Below are 26225 nucleotides of genomic sequence, written 5' to 3'. Positions count from 1 at the left end.
GGGACCTCGCCGCACAGGACTCTCAGCGGTCCGCCACCAGCAGGTCCGCGCACTTCTCACCGATCACCATCGTCGTGATGCACGGATTGACGGTGACCAGGTCCGGCATCACCGAACCGTCCGCGACCCGCAGCCCCGCCACGCCCTTGACCCGCAGCCGCGCGTCCAGCGGCGCCAGCGGATTGTCGTCGGCGCCCATCCGCACCGTGCAGGCCGGGTGGTAGACGGTGTTGTGGGTGGTGCGGATGTAGTCCAGCAGCTCGTCGTCGCCGTGGACGCCGGGCCCCGGCGCCAGTTCGGCGCCCGCCCACCCCGCGAGGGCGGGCTGCGCGGCGATCCGGCGCGCCAGCTTCAGGCCGTACGTCATCACCCGCACGTCGTGCTCGTGCGTGAAGTACCGGGGGTCGACCACCGGCTTGTCCCGGTAGTCCCGGGTCCGCAGCCGCACGGTGCCGCGCGACCTGGCCCGGGTGACGTTGGGCGTGAGGCAGAAGGCGTTCTCGGACGTCGGGTAGCCGTGCCGGACGGTGTTCATGTCGAACGGCACCGATCCGTAGTGGAACATCAGGTCCGGCCGGTCCAGGCCCGGTTCGGTGTCGTAGAAGATGCCCGCCTCCCACCACTGGCTGGACGTGGTGGTCATCGGCTGCTTCGCCTCCCACATGATCACGCCCTCGGGGTGGTCCTGGAGGTTCTCACCGACGCCCCGGGAGTCGACGAGCACGTCCACGCCCACCTCGCGCAGATGCTCCGCCGGCCCGATGCCCGACAGCATCAGCAGCTTCGGCGTGTCGATGGAGCCGCACGACACGACGACCTCGCGCCGGGCGCGTACCGCCCTCGTACGGATCAGGTCGGGGTCCAGGTACGCGGCCCCGGTGCAGCGGCGGCCGTCGAAGAGGAGCCGCTTGGCCCGCACCCCGGTGCGTATCTCCAGGTTCGGCCGCCTGCCCATGACCGGGTGGAGGTACGCCACCGACGACGACTGGCGGACGTTGTTCTCGTCCGCGTTGATCTGGAACCAGCCCGCGCCCCGTATCACGGTCGTCCCCGTGTTGAACGGTGTGGTGGGGATGCCCGCCTGGGCGCAGGCCTCCAGCAGCGCCGCCCCGCACGGGTCACCGCCCTTGAGGGTGCGCAGTTTCACCGGGCCGGTGCGGCCGTGGTGGTCGCCCGGCGCGTCGTTGTTCTCCAGCCGCCGGTACAGCGGGAACAGGTCGGCCGCGCTCCACCCCGTACAGCCCGCCGCCCAGTCGTCCAGGTCCTCCGCCGGCGCCCAGAACGCGATGCACGAGTTGTGCGACGAACAGCCGCCGAGCACCTTGGCGCGGGCGTGCCGCAGGAAGCTGTTGCCGTTCGCCTGCGGCTCGACCGGGTAGTCCCAGTCGTAGCCCGACTCCAGCAGGCCCATCCAGCGCTCCAGCCGCAGGATGTCGTCGTCCCCGACGTCGCTGGGCCCCGCCTCCAGGACGCACACCGTGACGGACGGGTCCTCGCTCAGCCGCGCGGCGACGACATTGCCGGCCGTCCCGCCGCCCACGACGACGTAGTCGAACTCCTCGTTCATGAGGGGATGACCTCCTTCACCGCAGCGGGTGCGGCGGCGTGTTCGGCCAGCACACCCGTACGGTGCCGCTGCACGAACCAGTAGTAGGCGAAGCCGCCCACCGCGATCGCCCCGACGAACAGGACGGCGCCCCAGCGCAGGTACCAGTGGTAGGGCGCGGCGGCGTTGTAGACGGCGGCGCGCGGCCAGATGAGGTTCAGCGTCATCACCGCGCCCCACAGCACGGCCAGGACGTTCACCGGCAGACCCCACCGCCCCAGCGAGAACCTGCCCTCCGCCGGCTGCCACCTCCCGCGCAGCCGTGCCACCAGCATGGGCGCGGTGACCAGCAGATACGCCAGGTAGATCATGATGATGCCGATGCTGGTGACCACGGTGAAGATCTGCGGCTGGCGGATGTTGACCACCAGGATCGCCAGCGCCAGCACCCCGATGATCACGGTCGGCAGGACCGGCGTACTGAAGCGCGGGCTCACCTTCGCCAGCCGCGCCGACGCCGGGAGGTTGTTGTCCCGGGCCATCGCGAACGCCAGCCGGACCGCCGCCGTGTGGACGGCCAGCGCGCACACGGTGACCGCGATCAGCACGCACCACAGCATCGCCTTGCCCGCCGTCGGCCCGAGCACGTCCAGGACGACGAACTGGAGCCCCTCCGTCGACAGCCGCTCGCCCCGCAGACTCGACACGCTCATCAGCGCCAGCAGCAGGATCAGCCCGCCCAGCACGAAGGACGCGACGATCGCCCGGATGATGGCGCGCGGCGCGTTGCGCGACGGGTCCAGGGACTCCTCGCCCAGCGAGGCCGCCGTGTCGAAGCCGTACATGACGTACGCCGAGGCCAGCGAGGCGATCAGGAACGCGCCCAGGTAGCCGAACGTCTGCCCCGAGCCGGTGCCGGCCGTGTCGGTGACGACCTGCGGGCCGCGTACGACGTTGACCGCGAGCAGCACGATCAGGACGACCGTGGCGATCAGTTCGATGAAGACCCCGGCGGTGTTGATCCGGGCCATCAGTTTCACACCGAAGGCGTTGACGAGTGTGGTGAACAGGATCAGCCCGGCCGCCAGCACGACCGCGTTGGTCGCCACGTCGTACGTCCCCGTACCGTCCCCGACGAACTGGAAGGCGGACGATATCTGAGGCAGTGTCAGCTGATAGGCGAGGGCGACGGCCGCGATCGACACGATCGAGGCGATGAGCATCATCCAGCCCGCCAGCCACCCGACGTGCGGATTGCCCAGCCGCTTCGACCAGTTGTAGATGCTCCCCGCCACCGGATGGCGGGCGGCCAGCTCCGCGAAACACAGCGCCACCATGAACTGGCCGGCGAACACCATGGGCCAGGACCACCAGTAGGCGGGGCCGCCGCTGGCGTAACCGAAGTAGAAGAGCTGGAAGGTGCCGGTGAGGATGGAGATGTACGAGATCCCGGCGGCGAAGGTGTGGAAGTTGCCGAGCGTGCGCTTGAGCTCGGGGCGGTAGCCGAACTCGGCCAGCTCGGCGTTGTCGGCGTTGTCGTCGGTGTCGTCGGTGTGGTGTCGTGGTGGGGCAGACGTCATGAGCGACTCCTGATGGGGGAGAGGGCGTCGGGTCAGGCGAACCAGCCCTGCGGTGCGGGCGCGGTGTTGCGCCAGATGTGTTTCGCCTCGCGGTACTCGGCGAGGCCCGCCGGCCCGAGCTCGCGCCCCGTACCGGACTGCTTGAACCCGCCCCACTCGGCCTGCGGCAGATAGGGGTGGTAGTCGTTGATCCACACGGTGCCCAGGCGCAGCCGCGCCGCCACGCGCGCCGCCCCGCCCTCGTCGGAGGTCCACACCGCGCCCGCCAGCCCGTAGACGGTGTCGTTGGCGAGCCGTACGGCCCCGTCCTCGTCACCGTCGCGGAAACGTTCCACCGTCAGGACGGGCCCGAACGACTCCTCCCGTACCACCGACATCTCCGCCCGGCACTCGTCCAGCACCGTCGGCAGGTAGTAGAACCCGTCCTCGTACGCCGGGCCTTCGGGCCGTGCCCCGCCGCAGCGCAGCACCGCCCCCTCGGCCAGCCCGGCCGCCACATACGCCTCGACCTTCGCCCGGTGCGCGGCCGAGATCAGTGGCCCCGTCCGCGCCCGCTCGTCGAACGGCCCGCCCAGCCGGATCTCCCCGGCCCGGCGTACGACCTCGTCGACGAACCGGTCGTGGAGCGCGTCCTCCACCAGCAGCCGCGCCCCCGCCGAGCACACCTGCCCCGAATGCAGGAACACCGCCGTCAGCGCCATGTCCACCGCCGCCTCGAAGTCGGCGTCCGCGAACACGATGTTCGGGTTCTTGCCGCCCAGTTCCAGCGCGACCTTCTTCACCGTCCCGGCCGCCGCCGCCATCAGCCGACGGCCGGTGGCGAGACCCCCGGTGAAGGACAGCAGGTCCACGTCCGGATGGTCGGCGAGCGAAGCACCCGCCTCCGGACCGGCCCCGAGGACCAGGTTGGCGACGCCGTCCGGCAGCCCGGCCTCCACCAGTAGCCGCATCAGATGGATCGCGGTGTGCGGGGTCAGCTCACTCGGCTTGAGGACGAAGGTGTTGCCGGCCGCCAGCGCCGGGGCGGCCTTCCACGCCGTCTGGAGCAGTGGGTAGTTCCACGGCGTGATCAGCCCGCACACCCCGACCGGCTCGTACACCACCCGGCTCTCGGCCGCCGCCGACCCCGTGTCCACGACCCGCCCGGTCTCCGTCGCGGCCAGCCGCCCGAAGTACCGGAAGCACGCCACCACGTCGTCGAGGTCGTACCTGCTCTCCACCAGCCGCTTGCCGGTGTCCAGCGACTCCGCGCGCGCCAGCGCCTCCCTGTCCCGTACGAGGAGGTCGGCGACGCGCAGCAGCAGGTCCCCGCGCTCGGCGGCGGGCGTGCGCGGCCACGGGCCCTCGTCGAAGGCGCGCCGCGCGGCGGCGATGGCGTCCGCCGTGTCCTTGCCGCCCGCCTCGTCGACCTCACCGACGAGCGTGGAGTCGGCCGGGCAGCGGATCTGCCGGGTGCGCTCGTCGCGGGGTCTCCTCCACGTCCCGCCGATGAACAGGTCAGGCATGAGAGGCGCCTCCCAGGTGCTCGGTCAGCCAGGCGTGGAAGATCCCGATGTGGTGCTCGGTCGGCACGAGCACGCCACCGGACCGGTAGGCGCGGGACGCCATCGCCGGCTGGGTGCGCTCGCACGCGTCGAAGTCCTGGACGTTGACCCGGTGGAACAGCTCCACCGACTTGGACACGTCCGCGCCCGAGGCGACGACCTCGGGCGCGTACAGCCAGTCGCACTCCACGACCGTGCGGTCCTCGGCGAGCGGGAACATCCGGTGCAGGATCACATGGTCGGGGACCAGGTTGATGAAGACCGTCGGCTTGACGGTGATCGCGTAGTAGCGCCGGTCCTGGTCGGCCGTGACCTCGGGCAGCTTCGCGAACCCCGCGCTGCCGTCGACCGTGAAGCCCTCGATGCCGTCGCCGAACTCGGCGCCGTGACCGACGTAGTACTGCGCCGCGTAGCCCTCCGCGAACTCCGGCAGCACATCGGTCAGTTCCGGATGGATCGTCGCGCAGTGGTAGCACTCCATGAAGTTCTCGACGATCAGCTTCCAGTTCGCCTTCACGTCGTAGGTGACGCGGCGGCCGAGCGCCAGGTCCTCGACCCGGTAGCGCTCGATGGACGCCGCGTCGCCGAGCCGCTCCACCGCCGCGCCGATCACCGTCTCCTCGAACGACGGCGGCTCGTCGGCCAGGCACACCCACGCGTAGCCGAGCCACTCGCGCAGGCGCACCGCCACCAGGCCGTACGCGGTGCGGTCGATGTCCGGCATCTTCGTCAGGTTCGGCGCGGCGACCAGATGGCCGTCCAGGTCGTAGGTCCAGGCGTGGTACGGGCACTGGAGGTTGCGGCGCACCTCTCCCGCCTCCTCCAGGCACAGGCGGGCGCCCCGGTGCCGGCAGATGTTGAGGAACGCGCGTAGCTCACCGGCCCGGTCGCGGGTGACGATGACGCTCTCGCGGCCGACCTGGACGGTCCGGAACGCGCCGGGCCTGGCGAGGTCGGCGCCGCGGACCGCGCAGAACCACAGGGACTCGAAGAGCCGCTCCTGCTCCTGCCGGAAGACGTCCGGGTCGGTGTAGTAGTGGCCGGGGAGCGTCGCTATCAGGCTGGGGGACAGGGGTGTTGTCGTCACGGCGGGCTCCTAGGCGGGCGCGGCGGTGAGGCGCCGGGGGTGGAAGAGCTCGATGGGATGGTCCGTGGTGCCGGTCAGCGCCAGGTCGGCCACGATCTCGCCGACGACCGGCACGAACTTGAAGCCGTGCCCGGAGAAGCCGCACGCGACGGTCACGGATTCCGGGTGCCGGGGGTGGCGGGCGATCACGAAGTGCTCGTCGGGGGTGTTCGAGTACATGCAGGTCGCGGCCTTGAGGAACCGGCCGGGGAGGGCCGGGATCAGTCTGGCGGCCTGCTCGGCCATCGCCGCCACCTCGAAATCGTGTACGGTCCGCTCGATGGTCTCCGGGGTGCAGACGGTGCCCTTGCGGAAGAAGGCGACCTTCGCGCCCAGCTCGGGCCCGTCGATCGCCGGGAACCCGTAGATCTGGACGTCGTCCGCGTCCTCCCAGATGTAGATCGGGTGGTTCCCGGGCAGGAAGGGCTCGGTGCCGCCCTCCGGCTGGAACCAGTACATGACCTGCCGCTCGATCGTGAACGGCACCCCCAGGTCGGTCAGCAGCCGCGGCGCCCACGCGCCGGGGCAGATCACCAGCTGCCCGGCCGTGTAGGTGTTCTCGGCGGTGTGGACGCGTACCCCGTCGCGGTACGGCTCCCAGCGCAGCAGCGGCTCCTCGAAGTGCAGGTCGGCCCCCGCGCGCGTGGCCAGCTGGAGGTGGGCGGCCACCGTGTTCTCGGGCCGCAGCAGCCCGGCCCGCGCCTCGTACAGCGCCACCTCGTCGTCGCCCGGGGTGAGCGTGGGGAACCGGCGGCGGATCTCCTTGGCGTCCAGCATCTCGTGCGGCAGACCCCACCGCTCGGCCGACAGCAGCGAACCGGCGACGGTACGGGACTCCGGGTGGCCGAGCATCACCCCGCCGCACAGCGTGGCGATGTCCCGTCCCGTGTCCCGCTCCAGTTGTCCGTACAGCTCATAGGCGCGCAGCAGCAGCGGTACGTACGCCGGGTCCTCGAAGTACGACTGGCGGGTGATGCGTGAACCGCCGTGGCTGGAGCCCCGGTTGTGCACGGGGCCGAACTTCTCCAGGCCCAGCACCCGGGCGCCGCGCGCGGACAGGTGGTGGGCGGCGGCGCTGCCCATCCCGCCCAGGCCGACCACGATCACGTCATAGGTGGGTGACATCTTTTCGGCCTCCATGGCGCCTAGCGGCGGATACGGCTCATCTCCGGGTCGAACAGCGGCTCGTCGGCGACCGTCGCCGGCACCTTCCGCCCGGCGTACTCCACGTGCACGGCCGTGCCCGTGGCCAGCGGCGGCAGCCAGGCGTACGCGACGCAGCGGCCGAGCGTGTAGCCGTACGCGGCGCTCGTCACGTACCCGGCGGGCTCCCCGTCGACGAACACCGGCTCCTTGCCGAGCACGACGGACGCGGGGTCGTCCAGCAGCAGGGCGGTGAGCCTCCGGCGCGGCTCCCCGGCCTTCTCCAGCGCGGCGCGCCCGGCGAAGTCCCCCTTGTCCATGCGGACGGCGAAGCCGACACCCGCCTCGTACGGGGTGTGCTCGCCGGTCATGTCGTGACCCCACGACCGGTAGCCCTTCTCCAGGCGCAGGCTGTTGAAGGCGGACCGCCCGGCGGCGACGACACCGTGCTCCCGCCCGGCCTCCCACAGGGTGTCCCAGAGCCGCAGCCCCAGGTCGGCGCTGGTGTACAGCTCCCAGCCCAGCTCACCCACGTAACTCAGCCGCATCGCCGTCACCGGGACGTGCCCGATGTACGTCTCCTTGGCCCGGAAGTAGCCGAAGCCCCGGTGCGAGAAGTCGTCGCGGGTCAGCGGCTGTACGAGGTCCCGGGCGAGCGGCCCCCACACACCGATGCAGCAGGTCCCGGAGGTGATGTCACGGATCCGTACGTCGTCCGGCGCGTGCCGCAGCAGCCAGTCCTCGTCGGCGCGGCTGTTGGCGCCGATCTGGAACCGGTCCTCCGCGAGCCGCGCCACGGTGAGGTCCGAGCGGATGCCACCGGACTCGTCCAGGAGCAGGGTGTAGGTCACCGCGCCCGGCTTCTTGGCGAGGTTGTTGGTGGTCATGCGCTGGAGGAAGGCGAGGGCGCCGGGGCCGGTGACCTCCAGCCGGCGTAGCGGGGTCATGTCGTACAGCGCCACCTTCTCGCGGGTGGCCTTCGCCTCGGCGGCGGCGACCGGCGACCAGTGGCGGGCCGACCAGGCGTCCCGCTCCGGCAGGTCCAGGCCCTCGGCGAGCGGGGCGTTCGCCTCGTACCAATGGGGCCGCTCCCAGCCGCCGCCCTCCAGGAAGGACGCGCCCAGCTCGCACTGCCGGGCGTAGAAGGGGCTCACGCGCAGCGGGCGTGGCCGCTCCATGGGCTGGAGGGGATGGATGACGTCGTACACCTCGACGAATCGCTGTGAACCGCGTTCACGGACGTACGCCGGGGAGCGCTGGGCGTCCTCGAAGCGGGTGAGGTCGCACTCGTGGACGTCGGTGCGGGGCCGCCCCTCGACCATCCACTCCGCGACGGCCTTCGCGACACCCGCCGAGTGCGTCACCCAGACCGCTTCGGCGAGCCAGAAGCCGCGCAGGGAGCGCGACTCGCCGAGGACCGGCATCCCGTCGGGCGTGAAGGAGAAGACCCCGTTGAAGCCCTCCTGGATGTCGGCCTTCCCCAGCGCGGGCAGCAGCCAGGCGCAGTCCTTCCAGCTCGGCGCGAAGTCCTCCGGCGTGAAGGGGTACGAGGACGGCATCCTCCTGGGCGTGTCGGGCGCCTCGTCGTACGCCGGGACGGTGCACGGGTCGACGGGCAGCGGCCGGTGCGCGTAGCTGCCGATGCCGATGCGGTCGGTGTGCTCGCGGAAGTACAGGTCGCGGTCCTGGAAGCGGAGGATGGGCCGGGAGGCTTCTGCACGGGCGCCGGCCAGTTCCGGCAGCGGGCCCGTGGTGACGTACTGGTGGGCGAGGGGGAGCAGCGGCACGTCCACGCCGGCCATGCGGCCCACGACCGGGCCCCAGAAACCGGCGGCCGAGACGACGTGGTCGGCTGGGAAGGCGCCCCGGTCGGTGACGACGCCGGTCACCCGGCCGGCCTCCCGCTCGATGCCCGTGACGGTGTGCCGCTCCAGGAACCGGGCGCCGCGCGCCTCGGCCCGTACCATCTGGGCCCGGCAGGCGAGGACGGCGCGGGCGAGCCCGTCGCCGGGGGTGTGGAAGCCGCCGAGGACCTTGGTCTCGTCGAGCAGCGGCCACAGCTCCTTGCAGCGGGACGGCCGGACCACCTCGCCGCGCACGCCCCAGGAGGCCGCGTACCCGGCCCTGCGGTGCAGTTCGGCGAGGCGTTCTTCGGTGGTGGCGAGCTCCAGCCCGCCGACCCGGTGGAAGCAGGACTCCCCGTCGGCCTCCAGGGCGCTGAACTTCTCGACCGTGTAGGCGGCGAACTCGTGAGCGTCTTGGACGGGTTGGTCTGGAAGACGAGCCCGGGCGCGTGGGACGTGGAGCCGCCCGGGGCGGGGAGCGGGCCCTGGTCGAGGACGGTGACGTCGGTCCAGCCTCGGGCGGTCAGCTCGTCGGCGAGCGAGCAGCCGACGATGCCGGCGCCGATCACCACGACACGGGGGTTGGCTCGGGACGTGCTGGACATGCCCCTCCTTGGGTGGCTCATGGCGCGGCCGGTACGTGCGGCCGCTCGGCGGCGATCGTCGTGTCGGAGCCGTGCCCGGTGTGGACGACGGTGCCGCCCGGCAGGGTCAGCAGCCGACCGCGCAGCGACGCGAGGATCGCCGGACGGTCCGAGTAGGAGCGGCCGGTCGCGCCCGGGCCGCCGTGGAAGAGGGTGTCACCGGTGAACACGGCGTCCAGGAACGGCACATGGAGCGCACAGCTGCCCCAGGTGTGCCCGGGCGTGTGCAGCACCCGCGCCCGGATCCCGGCGACGAGCAGCCGCTGCCCGTCGCGCAGGTCTCCGTCCGGTGCGCGGTCCGGGTGGACGGTGTCCCACAGCTCACGGTCGGCTGGGTGCAGGAGGACGGGCGCCCCGGTGGCCTCGGCGAGGGCGGGCGCCGCACCGATGTGGTCGTCGTGGCCGTGGGTGCACACGACGGCGGTGACCCGGCGGCCCGCGACGGCCGCCACGATGGCGGGCGCGTCGTGGGCGGCGTCGACGATCAGCACCTCGTCGTCGTCGCCCACCAGCCACACGTTGTTGTCGACGTCGAAGGTCTCCCCGTCGAGGCTGAACGTGCCGGAGGTGACGACCCGCTCGGCACGCGCGATGCTCACAGGACGACCACCGAGCGCAGGACCTCGCCCCGGTGCATCTTCGCGAACGCGCCCTCGACGTCCTCCAGGGCGATCGTCTCCGTGACGAACGCGCCGATGTCCAGCCGGCCGCTCAGGTACTGGTCGATGAGGATCGGGAAGTCCCGGCTCGGCAGGCAGTCCCCGTACCAGGACGACTTCAGGGCGCCGCCCCGCGAGAACAGGTCGATCAGCGGCAGCTCCAGCCGCATCTCCGGCTCCGGCACCCCCACCTGCACCAGCAGCCCCGCGTGGTCGCGCATGTAGAAGGCCTGTGTGTACGTCTCGGGCCGCCCGACCGCGTCGATCGCCACGTCCACCCCGAAACCGCCGGTCAGCTCACGCACCGCCTCGACCGGGTCCGTACCACGGGAGTTGACGGTGTGCGTCGCCCCGAACCGGGTGGCCGCGTCCAGCTTCCGGTCGTCGATGTCGACGGCGATCACCCGCCGAGCCCCGGCGAGCGAGGCGCCCGCGATCGCCGCGTTGCCGACGCCGCCGCAGCCGATGACGGCGACGGTGTCGCCCCGGCCGACGTTGCCGGTGTTCACGGCGGCACCGTAACCGGCCATCACCCCGCAGCCGATGAGCCCCGCCGCCTCGGGCCGGGCGGCCGGGTCGATCTTCACCGCCTGCCCGGCGGCGACCAGCGTCTTCTCGGCGAACGCGCCGATGCCGAGGGCGGGGGAGAGCGGCGTACCGTCCAACAGGGTCATCGGCTGCACCGCGTTGCGGGAGTCGAAGCAGTACCAGGGGCGACCACGGCGGCAGGACCGGCACTCGCCGCACGGGGCGCGCCAGGCGATGACGACGTAGTCGCCGGGGGCCAGTCCCGTCACGCCGTCGCCGACGGCGTCGACGGTGCCGGCCGCCTCGTGGCCGAGGAGGAAGGGGAAGTCGTCGTCGATGGCACCCTCCCGGTAGTGCAGATCCGTATGGCAGACCCCGCAGGCCTGGACGGAGACGAGCACCTCCCCGGGGCCCGGATCGGGCACCACGATCGTCTGCACCTCGACGGGTGCGCCCTTCTTCACGGCGACGACGGCACGGACCTCATGTGGCACGACAGACTCCTCTGCTGTTGCGCACTGCGCTATGGGTTGCGCGACGGGGAACATACTGGGAACGCCGACAAGTGGCCGTCAAGAGGCGCGGGTTAACGACGCGCAAAACCACCCCGGGCAGGGAAACGCGCCGGACACACGGAGAAGCGGGGCCAGGTGGATCCCTGGCCCCGCTTCCCGTTTCCCTTGCCGGTGATACGTCAGATCCCGTACCCCATCCGCCGGGACAGCTCGCCGGCCGCCGTGACCGTGCGCCGCGCCAGCTCCGGCAGCCGGTCCCGCTCCAGCCGGTACGCCGGCCCCGACACGCTCAGCGCGCCGGTGACCTTGCCGTCGTGGGCCCGCACCGGCGCGGCCACCGCGTTCAGCCCCAGCTCCAGCTCCTCCGCCGCCAGGGCGAACCCCTGCGCCACCACCGACTCCAGCTCGCCGCGCAGCATCCCGGCGCTGGTCACCGTGTGCTCGGTGAACCGCGGCAGCGCCCGCGCCAGCAGCCCCTCCCGCAACGTGACCGGCAGGTGCGCGAGCAGCACCTTGCCGCTGGAGGTGGCGTGCAACGGGGTGCGTCTGCCCAGCCAGTTCTGCGCCGTGACGGACGCGGGGCCGCGCGCCTGCATGATGTTGACGGCCGCGTCGTCGTCCAGCACCGCGATGTTGACCGTCTCGCCCAGCTCGTCGGCGAGCTCCCGGCACACCGGTGCGCCCTCCTGCGAGATGTCCAGCCGTACTGCCGCCGCCCCCGCCAGGCGCAGTACGCCCGCCCCCAGGAAGTACTTGCCGCGGTCCTGCGCCTGGCTGACCAGGCCCCGGTTCTCCAGCACCCCGAGCAGCCGGAAGGCCGTCGACTTGTGGACGTCGAGCTCGTCGGCGATGTCGGTGACGCCCGCCTCGCCGTGCCGGGCGAGGATCTCCAGTACGCTCACCGCCCGGTCCACCGACTGGATCGCTCCCGCCGCGCCCTTGGGTGTCCGCTCCCGCGTCTCCTCGGTCTGATCAGCCACTGTCTGGTTGCGGGTCATAGCTCAACTCTCACCACCTTGCGGCCTCTTCGGGCCGCATCTTCGGGAAGCCCTTGACGCGGCAGGCGCCCCGACCGGATTCTGTTGCGCACAGCGCGACCTTGTGCGCCATATGAAACGTCATGTGGAACGTCATGTTACCCAAGAGTCCTGGAAATCTGGACCAAGAGGGGTGCCCGTGATTCCCGTCTGCCGCCTCGAAGACCTCCCCGCGGGCGAATCCGTCCGCATCGACACCACGCCGCCCATCGCGGTGTTCAACGCCGACGGAGAGCTGTACGCCATCGACGACACCTGCAGCCACCAGGACGCCTCCCTCTCCGAGGGATGGCTGGAAGGCTGTCTGGTCGAATGCCCGCTCCACGCCGCCTCATTCGATCTCCGTACCGGGCAGCCGACCTGCCTTCCCGCCCGCCGCCCCGTCCGCACCCACCAGGTTGTCGTCACCGACGGCGTCATCCACGTCCGCCCGGCCGCACAGGAGGACACCGCGGCATGAAGACCGTGACCGTGGTCGGCGCGTCGCTCGCGGGCCTGTACACCGCCCGCGAACTGCGCGCCCAGGGGTTCGACGGACGCCTCGTCATCGTCGGCGAGGAACCGCACCGCCCCTACGACCGCCCGCCCCTGTCCAAGGAATTCCTCACCGGCGACCGCGCCGACGAGGGCCGGCTCGCCCTCACCGACGCCGAGGAGGAGACCGGCCTGGCCGCACAGTGGCTGCTCGGCACCCGTGCCCGCGGCCTGGACCCGCGCGGCCGCACCCTGCTCCTGGACGGCGGGCGCATCGTCTCCACCGACGGAGTCGTCATCGCCACCGGGGCGTCCGCCCGCCCGCTCCCCGGCGGCACCGGCCCGGCCGGCGTCCACACCCTCCGTACGCTCGACGACGCCCGCGCCCTGCGGGCGGACCTGACCGGCGGCCCGCGCCGGGTCGTCGTCATCGGCGGCGGCTTCATCGGCGCCGAGACGGCCTCCTCGTGCGCCGCGCTCGGCCACGACGTCACCGTCGTCGAGGCCGCCCCGCTCCCGCTCGTCCCCCACCTCGGCCCCGAGATGGCCGGGGTGTGCGCCGCCCTGCATACGCGCGGCGGCACGCGGCTGATCACCGGCGCGTCCGTGGCGGCCCTGCGCGGCGAGGGCCACGTCCGCGCCGTCGAGCTGAGCGACGGCCGCGTGCTTCCCGCCGACGTGGTCGTCGTCGGCATCGGAGCCGTACCCAACACCGCCTGGCTGGCGGGCTCCACCCTCGCCCTCGGCGACGGCGTGCTCTGCGACGACGGCTGCGTCACCGCGCTGCCGCAGGTCGTGGCCGTCGGCGACGTCGCCCGCGTCGGCGGTGTGCGCGCCGAGCACTGGACCAGCGCCACCGAACAGCCCGCCGTCGCCGTACGCAACCTGCTCGCCGGGCGGACCGTCACCACCGCGCGGTCCCTTCCCTACTTCTGGTCCGACCAGTACGGCTCACGCATCCAGTTCGCGGGGCGGCGGCGGGACGGCGACACCGTCCGCATCGCCGAGGGCACCATCGACGGGGGAGGCTTCCTGGCCCGGTACGAACGCGACGGCGCCACCACGGCCGTCCTCGCCGTGGACCGCCCCCGCCCCTTCCTGAAGGCCCGCCGCGAACTCGCCCGAGCGGCTCGGCCCACCCCCGCCCTCTGACGGCAGCGGCCGCCGAGCCGCTCAAGCTGCACTTCGCGTACGGCGGCCCGGACTCGCCCGACGGGTACGTACTCAGTCGCGGAAGCGGCCGGAGGCGACGACCGTCTCGAAGAGGATGTCCTCCTGCGGTGGGACCGGAGGGTCGAGAACGTCACGGAGGCGGCCGATCACCGCACGCCATGCCGGACCGTCCGGGGTCTCGTCCCAGAGTTCGGCGAGCTCGGACGCCTCGGAGACCACCCGGTCGAGGGCCTCCACGGCAAGCGGCCGGAGACCGGCGGCGAAGACCGGAAGGGTTTCCTCCGGTCCGTAGACATCGCAGACCGGCTCGCCACCCGGGCACTGCGCCGCGACGAGAGCGGCGGCGGCGACGGCCTCGTCCCCTTCCGGGCCTTCGAGGTGGTCCAGGGCCCGCACGGCGCGGGCCAGAGTCGCCCGCACGAGAACCTCGCGCTCGTCCTCGGCGGTCTCGTCCAGGGTGTGGGCGAAGTCCGCCGCCGTGTCGTTGTCGAAAGGGCCGATGTCCCAGGTGCCCATGGTGATCTCCTCGCGGCGGTGCGGCGACGTTCGGGGGATCATCGCATCAGCCTCTGACAGCGGCGCGGCGGCGATGCCTCTCGCCCCATAACCTGGAGGTATGACGCGAGCCGCCCGCCGTCCCACGGTCCGCCGCATCTACGACCCCGCCGAACCGGGCGACGGGGTGCGGGTCCTCGTCGACCGGCTCTGGCCGCGAGGCCTGGCCAAGGCGGACGCCCACGTCGACGAATGGCCCAAGTCCCTCACCCCGTCGACCGAGCTGCGGCGCTGGTACCACGACACCGGGACGTACGAGGAGTTCCGGCGGCGTTACGAGGCAGAGCTCGCCGAGCCGGAGGCCGCCGAGGCGCTCGACCGGCTGCGCGCACTCGCCCGGAAGGGGCCGCTCACGCTGCTCACCGCCTCCAAGGAGCCGGACCGCAGCCACGCGGCCGTGCTCGCCGAGCTGCTCACGGTGTGACCGGCCTGGGATCGGCTTCCGGCGCCCGGGGCGCGGGCACCGGCGCCGGGTGACCGGCCGTCAGCAGCAGCACCCCCCGTGCGGCCACCGCACCCGAGACCGCCGCGACCAGCCAGCCGGCCGGGCCCGCCCGGAACGTCTCGCCGAGCAGCGTGACGCCGATGACGGCGGCCGCCGCCGGGTTCGCCAGGTTCACCACCGCGAGCGGCGCGGCGAGCCCGCCCCGGAACGCCGCCTGCGACAGCAGCAGCCCACCCATGGCGAACACCGACACCAGCGCGGCCATCAGCACAGTCTGCCACCAGGTCATCGGCCCGCCGGGCAGCTCCCGCGCCAGCGACGCGGTGACCGTCTGCGTCAGCGCCGACGCCACGCCCGACGCGAGCCCCGACGCCGTCGCGAGCCCCAGGCCCCGCCCCCGGCGGCGTACCAGCGCGGCGATCCCCGTCGCCGTCACCGCGGCCACCGCCAGCGCCTCCGGCAGTGACAGCGCGTCCCCCGGTGTCGCGGGGCCCACCACCGCGACCAGGCCGACCAGCCCGCCCAGCGTCCACAGCGCCCCGCGCCACTCCGCCCGCCGCACTCGCCGCCGCTCGTAGTACGCCCCCACCGGCAGCGCGGCGACCAGCGTGAGCGCGCCGAGCGGCTGGACGAGGGTGAGCGGCCCGTAGTGCAGCGCCGCGACATGGGTGAGCGCGCCCGCCGCGTTCAGCCCGACCGACCACCACCACAGCGGCCGGGCGAGCAGGGCCCGCGCGCCCTCGGAGGACCTGGCCAGCCGCGACTGGGCGACCGCCGCCAGGGCGTACCCGGCGGCCGAGGCCAGCGACAGCAGCACGGCGAACAGCGTGGCCCTCATCGCGGCGCCGCCCCCGCCCGTACCGGGGGCACCCGCACGAGGACCAGCGCGGTGACCAGCAGCACCGTGGCCACCAGCGCGTCCAGCCAGTAGTGGTTGGCCGTGCCGACCACCACCAGCAGGGTGACGAGCGGGTGGAGCAGCCACAGCACCCGCCACCGGCCGCGCGTGGCGGCGATCAGCCCGATCGCCACCATCAGCGCCCACCCGAAGTGCAGCGACGGCATCGCCGCGAACTGGTTGGCCATGGAGTCCGTCTCCGGAGTGGCGCCGTACACGGACGGCCCGTAGACCCGCGCGGTGTCGACGAGCCCCGCCGCGGCCAGCATGCGCGGCGGCGCGAGCGGCACCAGCAGGTGCAGGGCGAGCGCGGCGGCGGTCAGCAGCGCCAGGGCGCGCCGCGCCCACAGGTAGTGGGCCGGGCGGCGCCAGTACAGCCAGACCAGGAAGGCGACCGTGGCCGGGAAGTGGACCCACGCGTAGTAGGCGTTGGCGGCATGGACGACCGTCCCGCTGTTCAGCAGCAGGCCCTGCACCCCGCCCTCGCCCGGCAGGTGGACGGCCCGCTCCAGGTCCCACACCCGGCCGGCGTTGCCGAACGCACGGGCCTCGTGCCCGTTCGCGAACAGCCGGCCGCACTTGTAGACGACGAACAGTGCCGCCACCAGCACCAGTTCACGTACCAGGGGCGGCCGCGGCGCATCGGTCGTCTCCGGCTCGGCAGCAGCTATGCCGGCAGCCATTCTCGGCCTCATTCACAGATCACAACGGAAGCAAACGAATGAGAGCGTAGATCCGTTTTTATCGAGACGCAAACGTATCGATACGTTTGCGTCTCGATTGAGCGGCGCCTACTCTCGTACGGGCACAGACGCCCCGCGCCCCCTTGTGGAGGAACCGATGTCCACGCAGGCCGCCACTGCCGCCGCGCGCCGCGGCAAGATCAGCCCGGAGCGGGAGATGGAGCTGTACGGGGCGGTGCTCGACCTGCTGCGGGAAGGCGGCTACGACGCCGTGACCATGGAGGGCGTCGCCGCCCGCACCAAGTGCGGCAAGGCCACGCTCTACCGCCAGTGGAAGACCAAGTCCCAGCTGGTGACGGCCGCGCTCGACAAGAGCCGGTGCAGCCTGTTCACCGGCATCGACACCGGCTCCCTGGCGGGCGACCTCCGCGCGGCCGCCGTCGCCGCCGCCGACCGCCGGGGCCGCGACACCGAGCTGATGGAGGCCGTCGGCCAGGCCTACCTCCAGCACCCCGACCTGCGACGGGCGCTGCGCGAAACGGTCATCAACCCCGAGGTCGCCGCGTTCGACGCGATGCTGCGGCGCGGCGTCGAACGGGGCGAGATCGCCGCCGACAACCCGGCCATCGCGTTCGTCGCGCCCGGCTTCCTCGGCGTCCTGCGCATCGAGCGCCTCTTCGAGGACCGGTTCGGCGGGGCCGACGCCCTCCCCGCGTACGTGGAAGCGGTGATCCTCCCGGCCCTCGGAATCGCCCCCGTCGACGCCTGACGGCCACCCGGCCGTCTTCCCGGCGCCCCGCCCCTCGGGCACCATGACCGGACCCGCCCCACCGTGCCCGCACCCTTCCGCCAGGAGGCGCCGCATGGACCACTCCGGCCCCACCGCCCCGCCCGCCGGGCTCGACGCCCTCCAGCGCGACCCGTACCCGCTCTACTCACGTGCCCGGCGCGCCGAAGGCCTCACCCACGTACCGGAGCTGGACGCCTGGCTCGTGGCCCGTGACGCGGACGTCCGGGAGGTGCTGCTGCGCCCCGAGGACTTCTCCTCCGCCCAGTCGCTGCGCCCCGACGTCACGCCCGGACCCGCCGCGCTCGCCGTCCTCGCCCGGGGCCTGGGCAACCGTCCCACCGTCGTCACCACCGACGGCGCCGCCCACCGGCGCCACCGCGCCCCCCTCAACAGCGGCCTGTCCACCGCCCGCGTCGCCGCGCTCCTCCCGTACGCCGCCGAGGTCGCCGACGAGCTGGTCGACGGCTTCGCCGCCGACGGCCGGACCGAGCTGATGACGGCGTACGCGCGAAAGCTCCCCGGCGCGGTCGTCGGCCGCCTCCTCGGCCTCGACCCCGCCGACGTCCCGGCCGCCGTGCACGGCGGCCACCGCGCCGAACAGCTCCTGTTCCGGCCACTGACCGAGAGCGAGCAGGTCGCCGCCGCCGAGGACGTCGTCGCCCTCCAGCACCTCCTGGACAGCTACGTACGTGACCGGCGCGCCCGCCCCCGCGACGACCTGTGCTCCGCGCTCGTCACCGCGCTCGCCCCCGGCACCGGCGAGCTGACCCTCGACCAGCGCCACGAACTGGTCTCCACCCTCCAGAACTTCCTCATCGCCGGCCACCTCACCACCACCGCCCTCATCGGCACCGCTCTCCTCCACCTCCTCAGCCGCCCCGACCAGTGGGACCTCCTCCGCACCAAGCCGGAACTGATACCCGCCGCCGTCGAGGAAGCCGCCCGCCACGACACCCCCGTCCAGGGCTTCCGGCGCACCACCACCCGCCCCGTCACCCTCGCCGGCACCCACCTGCCCGCCGGTGCCACGCTCTTCGTCGCGTACGGCTCCGCAAACCGCGACGAGACCCGCTACGAGCGCGCCGACACCTTCGACATCACCCGGTCCCTCACCCGCCCGCACATCCGGCACGTCGCCTTCGGCCACGGCGCCCACGGCTGCCCCGGCTCCCACCTCGCCCGCGCCCAACTGCGCCTCACCGTCGAGCTGTTCGCCCGCCGCCTGCCCGGCCTGCGCCTCGCCGAGGGCCAGGACGTCGTGATGCGGCCCACCCTGATCCACCGTTCACCCGAGGCACTCCACCTCACCTGGGACCGCCGGCCGTGAGCCTCGGCGCCTCCGCCGCCGGATCCACCCCGTCCGCCGACCCGTCCAGCCGCCCCGCCAGCTCCCGCGCCCACGCCACCAGGCCGGCCACGTCGAGCCCGTGCGGACGGTCCGGATACGCCCCGATCCGGTCGGCGCCCCGCAGCAGCAGCCGCGCCCCGCCCGCCGTGTTGCCGCGCGCGGCGTGCGTCAGGCCCACCGCGAGCTGCGCCAGCCCCCGCCACAGCTCCCGCTCGCCCTCCCGCTCCTTGGGACACGACTTCCAGGCGTCCTCGAAGACCTCATGGGCGTGGAAGGGCATCCCCGAATCCAGCAGCCGCTGCGCCTCCCGCACCGTCTCGGCCGGTGGGCGCACCACCCCCTCGGGCTGCCGCTCCACCCCCGCCTCGCCGTACGGCAGGGGGCGCCCCAGCCCGTCCCTGGGGCGCGCGCTGCGCGCCCGCCCCTCCTCGTCCCGGTCCCTCCGCGTCCTGTTCACGCCCCAATTGTCACCCGTCCGGCGGGTACCGTCCCAACCATGTCCGCCACCCGGGGCACGGGGCTACGCTCACCTTGCCACGATGTGTGGGGACTCGTCGGGTACTCGTGGGGGAGGGAAGGCGATGCTGCCGTCCCGGCCGGAACACCGGCTTGCCGTACCGCTGTTGGAACGCGAGCCCGAGCTCGCCGCCGCCACGCGCGCCGTGGAGGCACTGTGCGGCACCACCGCCTCGGGCGGCCTGCTGATCTACCGGGGCGAGGCCGGCATCGGCAAGACGGCCCTGCTCGGCGCCGTCCGCCGGCTCGCGGAGGGCCAGTGCACCGTCCGCGGCGCACGCGGCGGCGAAACCGTCACCTCCGTGCCCTTCCACGTCGTACGGCAGTTACTGCGGCCGGCCCTCGCCGACCTCGGCGACGACCGGATCAGGCACCTGTTCGGCGACTGGTACGACGTCGCCGCCCCCGCCCTCGGCATCGCCGCGCCCAGCGGGCCGCCCGCCGACCCGCAGGGCGTCCGGGACGGCCTGGACCGGGTCCTCGCGCGGCTCGCCGAGCGGCACCGCGCCCGGCCCCTGGTCCTGCTGGTCGACGACGCGCACTGGGTGGACACCGAGTCGCTGACCTGGCTCGCCTCCCTGGCCGTGAGCCTGCCGAGCCTGCCTCTGCTCGTGGTCCTCGCCCATCGCCCCGACCCGCCGGACGGGCCCGCCGGCACCCTGCTCGACCGGCTCGGCGACGCCGCCCGGCTGCGCGTCACCCTGTACCCCTTCAGCCCCGGCGCGACCACCGAACTGGCCCGCGCGACCCTCGGGGACCGGGCGGACGACCCGTTCTGCCGCGAGGTCTGGGCGGTGACCGGCGGCAATCCGTACGAAACGGTCGAACTGCTCGCCAAGGTCCAGGACCGGATGCTCGACCCCGTCGAGCGGTCGGTAGCGCGGCTGCGCGACCTCGGTGCCTCCGCGCGCGGCAGCGGACTCGTCGCCCGGCTGGAACGGCTCGGCACCGGACCCACCCGCCTCGCCTGGGCCGCCGCCGTCCTCGGTACGGACATCTCCCGGAGCCTCGCCGCCTCGCTCGCCGGGATGACCCCCGCCGAGGCCGCCGGCTGCGCCGAACGGCTCCGGGAGGCCCGTATCGTCACCGGCTCCGACCCGCTGGAGTTCGCCCACCCGCTCATCGCCACCGCCATATACCGCTCCATCCCGCCCGCCACCCGCACCGCCATGCACGGCCGGGCCGCCTGGGCCGTCGCCCGCGCGGGCCTCGGCGCCGCGGCCGCCTCCCGCCACCTGCTGGAGATCCACCCGGACGACGACGAGGAAGTCGTCGCCCAACTGCGCGAAGCCGCCCGCGAACACCTCGCCGTCGGCGCCCCCGAGGCCGCCCGCCGCTGCCTGGAACGCGCTCTCCAGGAACCCCCGCCGCCCCACGCGTACGCCCAGGTCCTCTACGAACTCGGCTGCGCCGCCCTCCTCACCTCACCCCCCGCCACCGTGCGCCACCTCCGCTCCGCCCTCGCCCTGCCCGGCCTCGACGGAGACCTCCGCACCGACGCCACCTGCCGCCTCGCCCAGGCCCTCGCCCACAACGACCAGCTCCGCGAGGCCGCCCACTCCGTCGCCACCGAGGCCGCCCGCACCACGTCCGGCACCGCCCGCATGCGCCTCCAGGCGGCCCACTTCATGTACGAGGGGTTCCGGGCCACCGAGGACGACGGCCCCGGCCGCTCCCGCCGCCTCGCCGACCTCGCCGACCACCTCCCGGGCGCCGACAACGCCGAGCGTGCCCTGCTGTCCCTGCGGGCCTTCGACGCCATGCTGCGCGGCGAGGACGCCGAACACGTCCTCGACCTGTGCGACCGAGCCCTCCTCGACGGCCGTCCCGCACGCGGCCTGAGCTGGACCGACACCGACTGGGGCTTCGAGACGCCCGCCATGGTCGGCGTCACCTACGCCTTCACGGACCGGCCCGACCGCGCCCTGGTCCTGTTCGAGGAGGCGGTGCGCGCCTTCGAGATCTCCGGCTGGAGCGGCACCCACCTCGCCTTCGCACACACCCTCGTCGGCCTCGCCCACCGCCGCCGCGGCGACCTCGCCCTGGCCGAGAGCTACCTCCGCGAGGGCCTCCGCCTCGCCGACCGCGTCGGCACCGGACTACCCGTCCAGTGGGACGCCGCCTGCCTGCTCATCGACACCCTGCTCGCCCGCGGCCAGGTCACCGAGGCACGTGGCGTCGCCACCCGCTACCGCTTCGGACCGCCCTGGCCCAGTGCCATGATCATGCCGGACGGCCCCTGCGTCCACGGCCGACTGCTCCTCGCCGAAGGCCGTACGAAGGAAGCCGTCACCGAACTGGAAGCCGCCGGCCGCGCCTTCGAGGCCCGTGACCGCCACAACGCCCTGTGGGCGCCCTGGGCCTTCGACCTCGCCCGCGCCCTGGCCACCGAGGACCCCTCCCGCGCCGCCCGGCTCGCCACCCGCGCCCGCGTCCAGGCCGAACGCTTCGGCACCGACACCGCCATCGGCGAAGCCCTCCGCTGCGCCGCCCTGTTCGCCCGCCCCGACGAAGCCGTCCAGCTCCTGGCGCAGGCGGTCCACCACCTGGAGGCGTCCCCGTCGGCGTACGAACACGCACTGGCCCGCCACCAGTACGCCCTCGCCCTCGGCTCCCCGGCCGAACTCACCCGCGCCGCCACCCTCGCCACCGCCTCCGGCGCCGACACCCTCGCCGCCCGCGCCCGCACCGACCACGCCCTCCTGACCCGTGACACGAACCCCGCCCCGGAGTGAGGTAATCTTCTCTTGCGCGCCCACCACGGCGAAACCGCGGGACACGCGCATCGGGACGTGGCGCAGCTTGGTAGCGCACTTGACTGGGGGTCAAGGGGTCGCAGGTTCAAATCCTGTCGTCCCGACTTGTAGAAGTCGCAGGTCAAGGGGCCGTTTCAGAGCAATCTGAAACGGCCCCTTGATCGTTCTTGGGGGACCGGTCGGGGGCCAGGTATCGGGTCGGGGCCGGCGAACCGTTCGCCGGACGACACTCGAGCGACGACGGTGACGGACACGACCGGCAAGGATTCCGGGGGAGAGGCCGGCTACAGGCGGCCGCGTGGGCCGTGCCGCGTGGGCCGCGTACCCCTGAGCCGGCCGTACTGCCGCCCCTGGCACAGGGGCGGCAGCGGTTCCGCGGCCGGCGCCGGCCGCTACCTCATACCGCTCCCGGGTTCAGCGCGGAGCGGACCACGGACGATTCCCTGTCGTGGCCGGTGAAGTAGTTCGCGTCCTTGGGGCGTGCGGCGTCATGGCCGGCGGGGCGGGGAGCCGGTTCCAGGTGGGGTATGTACTTGGAGCAGTGGATGTAGGCCTCTTCGACGCTCAGCCGGACCCACATCTCAGGACCGCGCCCGGGCGCGACGTCGGTGGGCAGGGTGGGGTGGAGGGAGCGCAGGGCGGCGTCGCCGTAGAGCCGTGCCACACCGTTGACGTGAAGGCCCACGTGGTGGTGGGTGAAGTCCACGAACAGCATGCCGAGGTGGGGGTTCTCCGCCATGTTGCCGGCGCTGGCCAGTACACCGTTCCCGCGGAACTCGGGATAGGCGAGCGTGCGGTCGTCCAGCACCTGGACGAATCCGGGCGGCCCGGCGCGGAAGCTGGCGTCGCATTCGCCGTGGGAGTCGGCGGTCGCCAGGAAGACCATGGCCTGGCGGCCGATGAACTCCCGCATCTCGGGTGTGAGGCAGGGGCGCACCTGCTGGTCGTAGAACCGGGCGGCGCGCTCGGTGGTGCCCAGCTGCTGCTGCAGCCGGTGTTCACCTGCGGATCCGAAGGGCGGCGGGTGCAAGGTCACGGGCGTTCTCCTGGCAGGAAGGGCAAGCGCGTGGCTCAGGGGAGGGACAGGACGGGGGTCTCGAACGGGTCGTGATGGATGCGGTCGGGCGAGGTGCCGTTGCGGGTGAGCGTCTCACTGGCGGAGAGGACCATCGGGGCCGGGCCGCTGAGATAGACGTCGTGCTGGTACCACGGTCCGTACTCGGCCAGAACCTCCGGAAGGGATCCCCGGATTCCGGGAATGTGCTCGTGGGAGACCGCGCCCCTGATGGTCAGCCAGTGGTACCGCTGGGCCATCCGGAGCATGTCGTCGACCCCGTACAGCTCGGCGCCGGTGCGGGCACCGAGGAACAGGTCCACCTGGTGGCGCCCGCCGCGGCGGGCGACCTCCTCGACGAGCGCGCGGACCGGAGCGAGGCCGGTGCCGCCGGCCACGAAGAGCAGGTCCCTGAAGACGGCGGCGTCCAGCACCATGTCCCCCATCGGGGGCCCCAGTCGGACCACGTCGCCCACCGCGGCCCGGTGCACCAGCGCGTTGCTGACCGAGCCGCCGGCCACCGCGCGCACATGGAAGGTGAGGGTGCCGTCCTCACGAGGCGCGTTGGCGGGGGAGTAGGAGCGCCAGCGTTTGGCCCACCAGGGGGTCTCGATACTGACGTACTGTCCGGCGGCGTACTCGTAGGGCATGTGGGGACGCACGGTGATCTCGGCGATGCCGTGTGCACGCGGGACGCGGTGCACCACCGTGGCGGGCCACACGGCGGGCCGTACCGCCTCGTCCTCCTCGGCGGCCTTGATCATGACGGCGGCGACCGCGCCGTACGCCTTCGCCCAGGCGGCAGCGGTGTCCGCGCTCCACGCGGGGCCGGCGTAGCGGGCCAGCGAGTCCAGAAGGCACTCGCCCACGGCCGGGAAGTGCGCGGCGAGGGTGCCGAACTTGCGGTGGTCGCGGCCGAGATGTCCACAGAAGCGAACCAGGCTCTCGGGGTCGTCGACCAGGTCCACGATACGCAGCAGCGCCCGCAGCAGGCGGCCGCGCTGGGCGTCGAGACCCGGCGGGAACATCGGACGGACCTCGGGGTGGCGGGCGAAGAGGATCGCGTAGAAGTAGACCGTCATCTCTGTGGCGAGCGGCTCGACCACCGTGACAGAGGCGCGTATGAGGTCCGTCTCGTGGGCCGACAGAGGCGCCTCGACGACCTCCGGCTCAGCGGTGCGAACGGCCGCGGTGGACGCCCGGTCCGCCGGAGACGGGTGCGCGGGTGTGCTGCGCGAGCGGTTGATCCGGAATCTCAACGGACCAGCGCTCCCTCATCCGCTATTCGGGAGGGTCTGCCTCCGGTGGGCCGGCGCGTGTGCCCCGGGGCGCCGTCGCTCATGGGGCATGGCCCTCCGGGCGCGCTACGGAGAAGAACGGTGACCGGGGCATCGAAGGGGGCGATCATGAGTCCTCATGGTGGGCCGGAGCGTTGAATCGGAGCAAGCGGCTCCGGACGCTACATGACCATGCAGGTGACTCAGAAGTAACTAAGGGGTACGCAGGGACAGTCGCCGCGCCGTGATCACGTCCGAGGTGACCAGTACCTGCTCCGCCGTCACGTCCGTGAGGAACACGAAAGGCGGCACCAACGGCGGCACGGGCAGCCGGTCCGGAGTGAAGGTCAGGCACACCAGCCCCTGCACACAGCCGCGGAAGCGGGTCAGGTAGAGGGTGACGTCACCACTCAGGTCGAGGCGGTGCGCGCCGAGCGAGAGGCGAGGGCCGCCGTCACCGGTGGTCATCCGGTACTCCCGCAGGGACGCCTGCCGCATGCGCAGCACCATCACCCTGACCGTGCCGTCCAGCGTCGGGATGTCGCGTACGCCGGCCACGATGAAGCCCTCCGGCCGGAACTCCTCGGCGGTGATGGTCGGCGGCGTGCGGCCGCTCGGGGGCGGGCCGGCCGACGCGGCGGCGGCCCGTCCGCTGCCCGTGGTGACCGCCGTGGCGAGCAGGACCAGCGGAAGGGCGGCGGCCAGTACGCGTGGTGCGCCCCGCCCGCCGGGTGCGGCCGGCCGGGTGTCGCCCGGGCCGCCGGTGCCGGGGCCCGTGCCGGGGCCCGTGCCCGTGCCCGTGCTCGTACCGTCCTCGGAGGGCTGGGCGCCCTGGGTGGTGGCCGGGGTCCAGCCGAAGCCCAGGGCGCTGCCCAGGATTCCCAGGACGCTCCCCACCAGGAACCCGCCCAGATTGGTCGCCGCGAAGGACAGCACCGACAGGATCAGGGCGTTGACGCTCACGTAGTGCCGGGTGTGGGGGAGCGTCCACAGGAAGACGCCGGCCGACATCAGCGCGAGGCCGATGGCGATCGCGGCGATGCCGCCCAGCCCCAGACTCACCAGGACGGCCACCGGGGACAGGGGTACGAGGAGCAGTTCGGTGCCGGCCAGCACCAGCAGCAGCCCGGCACCGAACGGGCGGGTCCGGCGCCAGTCGCGGAAGCGGTGGCGGGCGCCGGGCAGGGGCAGCCCGTCGTCGAGCCGGGCGGCGAGCCGCCGCAGCCCCTCCCGGCGGCGGCGCAGCGCGCTCAGAAACACTGTGCGCCGTCCAGGCTGACGTCCAGCTTGAGCCCCTTGAGGTGGAAGTTGCCGCCCGTGGCGGACCAGGCGTGCGAGCGGACCCCGTTCACCTCGATGTCGCCCGCCTGGAGACCGAACGCCCCGGCCGGCCCCTTGACGCCGGACACCTCGTCGAGGGTGGATGCGTCGCGGCCGATCTGGGCCGTACCGAAGCGGGCGTCACCCACCAGGTCCTCGCCGTCGATCACCAGGTGCTCCGCGGTCACGGCCCCCGCGTCGCCGCCCGCCGTGAGCTTGAAAACGACGGTCCCGACGGGCGTCCGGACACGCGCGGACTGGCAGATGTCGGTCAGCGTCGCCTTGCCCAGGCCGAGCAGGGCCACCGGGTGCGCCGTCCCGTCGACGCTGCGATCGGTGTGTACGTACGAGGCGAGGCCCTCGCTGCTGAGCTTGCTGGACGACACCTGGAAGCTGGTGCCGGAGACCGCGAAGGAGGCGGCGAGCGCGCCCTCCGCCATCAGGAGGGCCATGCCCGCCAGGGCGGCGAAACCGGGTACGGCGAGAGCCGCCGACCTCTTCCAGTTCGTGCGGGCGCGGGGGTGCGTAGGTGTGCTCACTGATCCTCCCGAACGTCGTGTGGTGCGTACGGAAGTGCTGCTGACGGATTGTCAGGGAGGCTAGGGCGTTATAAGACGCAGCGTCAATAGGGTGGGCGGCGGCGGCTCGGGCCGCCGTCGGAGCGGCCGCGGGGCGGGCGCGGGTGGGCGCGGGGCGGGCGCGGAGCGCGTACGCGACCGCCCCGGCCGGTGGGTACCGGCCGGGGCGGGTGATGTGGTGCGGTTGTGCTG

Annotated in this window: 22 protein-coding genes, 1 tRNA gene and 1 pseudogene; 7 read left to right on the top strand and 17 right to left on the bottom strand. The window is 73.1% G+C overall.

The genetic code is table 11. The annotated features are described in order from the left end of the window. Window positions 1–22: 22 nt before the first annotated feature. The 9 genes and pseudogenes from AMK26_RS33620 to AMK26_RS33580 all read right to left on the bottom strand — a co-directional run bounded on the left by AMK26_RS33620 (window position 23) and on the right by AMK26_RS33580 (window position 12052). Window positions 23–1567, bottom strand: a complete 1545-nt coding sequence (locus tag AMK26_RS33620; RefSeq protein WP_073759722.1) for a GMC family oxidoreductase — start codon at window positions 1565–1567, stop codon at window positions 23–25. After that, entirely contained in the window at window positions 1564–3126 is a 1563-nt protein-coding gene (locus AMK26_RS33615; RefSeq protein WP_073759720.1) for an APC family permease, read from the bottom strand. Before AMK26_RS33615 ends, AMK26_RS33620 begins: the two co-directional genes overlap by 4 nt. Window positions 3127–3158: 32 nt before the next feature. Beyond that, entirely contained in the window at window positions 3159–4631 is a 1473-nt protein-coding gene (locus AMK26_RS33610) for an aldehyde dehydrogenase family protein (RefSeq protein WP_073759718.1), read from the bottom strand. Continuing rightward, complete coding sequence (locus tag AMK26_RS33605) at window positions 4624–5757, bottom strand: aromatic ring-hydroxylating oxygenase subunit alpha (RefSeq protein WP_073759716.1); 1134 nt, start codon at window positions 5755–5757, stop codon at window positions 4624–4626. Before AMK26_RS33605 ends, AMK26_RS33610 begins: the two co-directional genes overlap by 8 nt. Before the next feature lie 9 nt (window positions 5758–5766). Further along, a complete protein-coding gene (gene solA / locus AMK26_RS33600) occupies window positions 5767–6921 on the bottom strand; it encodes an N-methyl-L-tryptophan oxidase (RefSeq protein WP_073759939.1) in 1155 nt (384 codons plus the stop codon). Window positions 6922–6941: 20 nt separating this feature from the next. Beyond that, window positions 6942–9388 (bottom strand): annotated as a pseudogene (locus AMK26_RS33595) (GcvT family protein). A 17-nt stretch (window positions 9389–9405) separates the two neighbouring features. Beyond that, window positions 9406–10026 (bottom strand): MBL fold metallo-hydrolase, encoded by a 621-nt coding sequence (locus AMK26_RS33590; RefSeq protein WP_073759714.1) that lies wholly within the window; start codon window positions 10024–10026, stop codon window positions 9406–9408. Further along, window positions 10023–11108, bottom strand: a complete 1086-nt coding sequence (locus AMK26_RS33585) for an S-(hydroxymethyl)mycothiol dehydrogenase (protein ID WP_073759712.1) — start codon at window positions 11106–11108, stop codon at window positions 10023–10025. Before AMK26_RS33585 ends, AMK26_RS33590 begins: the two co-directional genes overlap by 4 nt. A gap of 200 nt (window positions 11109–11308) precedes the next feature. Further along, window positions 11309–12052, bottom strand: coding sequence for an IclR family transcriptional regulator (locus AMK26_RS33580; protein WP_073759937.1), 744 nt, complete (start codon window positions 12050–12052; stop codon window positions 11309–11311). 253 nt (window positions 12053–12305) lie between these two features. On the opposite strand from AMK26_RS33580, the gene AMK26_RS33575 reads away from it, so the two are divergent. Together AMK26_RS33575 and AMK26_RS33570 are read left to right on the top strand one after the other, a co-directional pair. Beyond that, the gene (locus tag AMK26_RS33575; RefSeq protein WP_073759933.1) at window positions 12306–12626 is read left to right on the top strand and encodes a bifunctional 3-phenylpropionate/cinnamic acid dioxygenase ferredoxin subunit; all 321 of its coding nucleotides are present in this window, start codon (window positions 12306–12308) and stop codon (window positions 12624–12626) included. After that, a complete protein-coding gene (locus AMK26_RS33570) occupies window positions 12623–13792 on the top strand; it encodes an NAD(P)/FAD-dependent oxidoreductase (protein ID WP_198944232.1) in 1170 nt (389 codons plus the stop codon). Before AMK26_RS33575 ends, AMK26_RS33570 begins: the two co-directional genes overlap by 4 nt. A gap of 72 nt (window positions 13793–13864) precedes the next feature. Here the strand turns inward: AMK26_RS33570 and AMK26_RS33565 are convergent, their stop codons facing one another. After that, the gene (locus AMK26_RS33565; RefSeq protein ID WP_073759710.1) at window positions 13865–14371 is read right to left on the bottom strand and encodes a DUF4259 domain-containing protein; all 507 of its coding nucleotides are present in this window, start codon (window positions 14369–14371) and stop codon (window positions 13865–13867) included. A 58-nt stretch (window positions 14372–14429) separates the two neighbouring features. Here AMK26_RS33565 and AMK26_RS33560 point away from each other — a divergent pair, with 58 nt between their 5' ends. Continuing rightward, the gene (locus AMK26_RS33560; protein ID WP_073759708.1) at window positions 14430–14792 is read left to right on the top strand and encodes a DUF488 domain-containing protein; all 363 of its coding nucleotides are present in this window, start codon (window positions 14430–14432) and stop codon (window positions 14790–14792) included. Here the strand turns inward: AMK26_RS33560 and AMK26_RS33555 are convergent. Continuing rightward, entirely contained in the window at window positions 14782–15651 is an 870-nt protein-coding gene (locus AMK26_RS33555) for a DMT family transporter (protein ID WP_079277955.1), read from the bottom strand. The two genes, AMK26_RS33560 and AMK26_RS33555, sit on opposite strands and share 11 nt — an antisense overlap. Beyond that, window positions 15648–16406 (bottom strand): phosphatase PAP2 family protein, encoded by a 759-nt coding sequence (locus tag AMK26_RS33550; RefSeq protein WP_079277954.1) that lies wholly within the window; start codon window positions 16404–16406, stop codon window positions 15648–15650. Before AMK26_RS33550 ends, AMK26_RS33555 begins: the two co-directional genes overlap by 4 nt. A gap of 145 nt (window positions 16407–16551) precedes the next feature. Between AMK26_RS33550 and AMK26_RS33545 the strand changes: the two genes are divergently transcribed. Together AMK26_RS33545 and AMK26_RS33540 are read left to right on the top strand one after the other, a co-directional pair. Further along, the gene (locus AMK26_RS33545; protein ID WP_073759704.1) at window positions 16552–17163 is read left to right on the top strand and encodes a TetR/AcrR family transcriptional regulator; all 612 of its coding nucleotides are present in this window, start codon (window positions 16552–16554) and stop codon (window positions 17161–17163) included. A 94-nt stretch (window positions 17164–17257) separates the two neighbouring features. Beyond that, window positions 17258–18511 (top strand): cytochrome P450, encoded by a 1254-nt coding sequence (locus AMK26_RS33540; protein WP_073759702.1) that lies wholly within the window; start codon window positions 17258–17260, stop codon window positions 18509–18511. Here AMK26_RS33540 and AMK26_RS33535 read toward each other — a convergent pair. After that, window positions 18489–18989 (bottom strand): DUF309 domain-containing protein, encoded by a 501-nt coding sequence (locus tag AMK26_RS33535; protein WP_073759700.1) that lies wholly within the window; start codon window positions 18987–18989, stop codon window positions 18489–18491. The genes AMK26_RS33540 and AMK26_RS33535 overlap by 23 nt on opposite strands. A 124-nt stretch (window positions 18990–19113) precedes the next feature. Between AMK26_RS33535 and AMK26_RS33530 the strand changes: the two genes are divergently transcribed. Both AMK26_RS33530 and AMK26_RS33525 read left to right on the top strand, forming a co-directional pair. Then, window positions 19114–21783, top strand: a complete 2670-nt coding sequence (locus AMK26_RS33530; RefSeq protein ID WP_073759698.1) for an ATP-binding protein — start codon at window positions 19114–19116, stop codon at window positions 21781–21783. Window positions 21784–21834: 51 nt separating this feature from the next. Next, a tRNA-Pro gene (locus AMK26_RS33525) sits at window positions 21835–21908 on the top strand. 293 nt (window positions 21909–22201) lie between these two features. Here the strand turns inward: AMK26_RS33525 and AMK26_RS33520 are convergent. From AMK26_RS33520 to AMK26_RS33505, 4 genes are all read right to left on the bottom strand, one after another. After that, entirely contained in the window at window positions 22202–22840 is a 639-nt protein-coding gene (locus AMK26_RS33520; RefSeq protein WP_079277953.1) for a pyridoxamine 5'-phosphate oxidase family protein, read from the bottom strand. A gap of 35 nt (window positions 22841–22875) precedes the next feature. Beyond that, entirely contained in the window at window positions 22876–24117 is a 1242-nt protein-coding gene (locus AMK26_RS33515) for a globin domain-containing protein (RefSeq protein WP_079277952.1), read from the bottom strand. Window positions 24118–24348: 231 nt separating this feature from the next. Further along, window positions 24349–25395: a DUF6114 domain-containing protein gene (locus tag AMK26_RS33510; protein ID WP_241838204.1), complete on the bottom strand. Its 1047-nt coding sequence runs from the start codon at window positions 25393–25395 to the stop codon at window positions 24349–24351. Further along, entirely contained in the window at window positions 25386–25994 is a 609-nt protein-coding gene (locus AMK26_RS33505; protein ID WP_073759696.1) for a DUF6230 family protein, read from the bottom strand. The genes AMK26_RS33510 and AMK26_RS33505 overlap by 10 nt, the downstream gene beginning before the upstream one ends. Between the last annotated feature and the right edge of the window lie 231 nt (window positions 25995–26225).

The organism is Streptomyces sp. CB03234 (assembly GCF_001905885.1).
GTDB lineage: Bacteria > Actinomycetota > Actinomycetes > Streptomycetales > Streptomycetaceae > Streptomyces.
This window is presented reverse-complemented; position numbering and strand designations above follow the sequence as displayed.

Bases quoted from the DNA above. Each gene is read 5' to 3' on its own strand.
- AMK26_RS33620 (WP_073759722.1), bottom strand. From the start codon at position 1,567: ATGAACGAGGAGTTCGACTACGTCGTCGTGGGCGGCGGGACGGCCGGC.
- AMK26_RS33615 (WP_073759720.1), bottom strand. From the start codon at position 3,126: ATGACGTCTGCCCCACCACGACACCACACCGACGACACCGACGACAAC.
- AMK26_RS33610 (WP_073759718.1), bottom strand. From the start codon at position 4,631: ATGCCTGACCTGTTCATCGGCGGGACGTGGAGGAGACCCCGCGACGAG.
- solA (WP_073759939.1), bottom strand. From the start codon at position 6,921: ATGTCACCCACCTATGACGTGATCGTGGTCGGCCTGGGCGGGATGGGC.
- AMK26_RS33570 (WP_198944232.1), top strand. From the start codon at position 12,623: ATGAAGACCGTGACCGTGGTCGGCGCGTCGCTCGCGGGCCTGTACACC.
- AMK26_RS33565 (WP_073759710.1), bottom strand. From the start codon at position 14,371: ATGATCCCCCGAACGTCGCCGCACCGCCGCGAGGAGATCACCATGGGC.
- AMK26_RS33560 (WP_073759708.1), top strand. From the start codon at position 14,430: ATGACGCGAGCCGCCCGCCGTCCCACGGTCCGCCGCATCTACGACCCC.
- AMK26_RS33555 (WP_079277955.1), bottom strand. From the start codon at position 15,651: ATGAGGGCCACGCTGTTCGCCGTGCTGCTGTCGCTGGCCTCGGCCGCC.
- AMK26_RS33550 (WP_079277954.1), bottom strand. From the start codon at position 16,406: ATGAGGCCGAGAATGGCTGCCGGCATAGCTGCTGCCGAGCCGGAGACG.
- AMK26_RS33545 (WP_073759704.1), top strand. From the start codon at position 16,552: ATGTCCACGCAGGCCGCCACTGCCGCCGCGCGCCGCGGCAAGATCAGC.
- AMK26_RS33540 (WP_073759702.1), top strand. From the start codon at position 17,258: ATGGACCACTCCGGCCCCACCGCCCCGCCCGCCGGGCTCGACGCCCTC.
- AMK26_RS33530 (WP_073759698.1), top strand. From the start codon at position 19,114: ATGCTGCCGTCCCGGCCGGAACACCGGCTTGCCGTACCGCTGTTGGAA.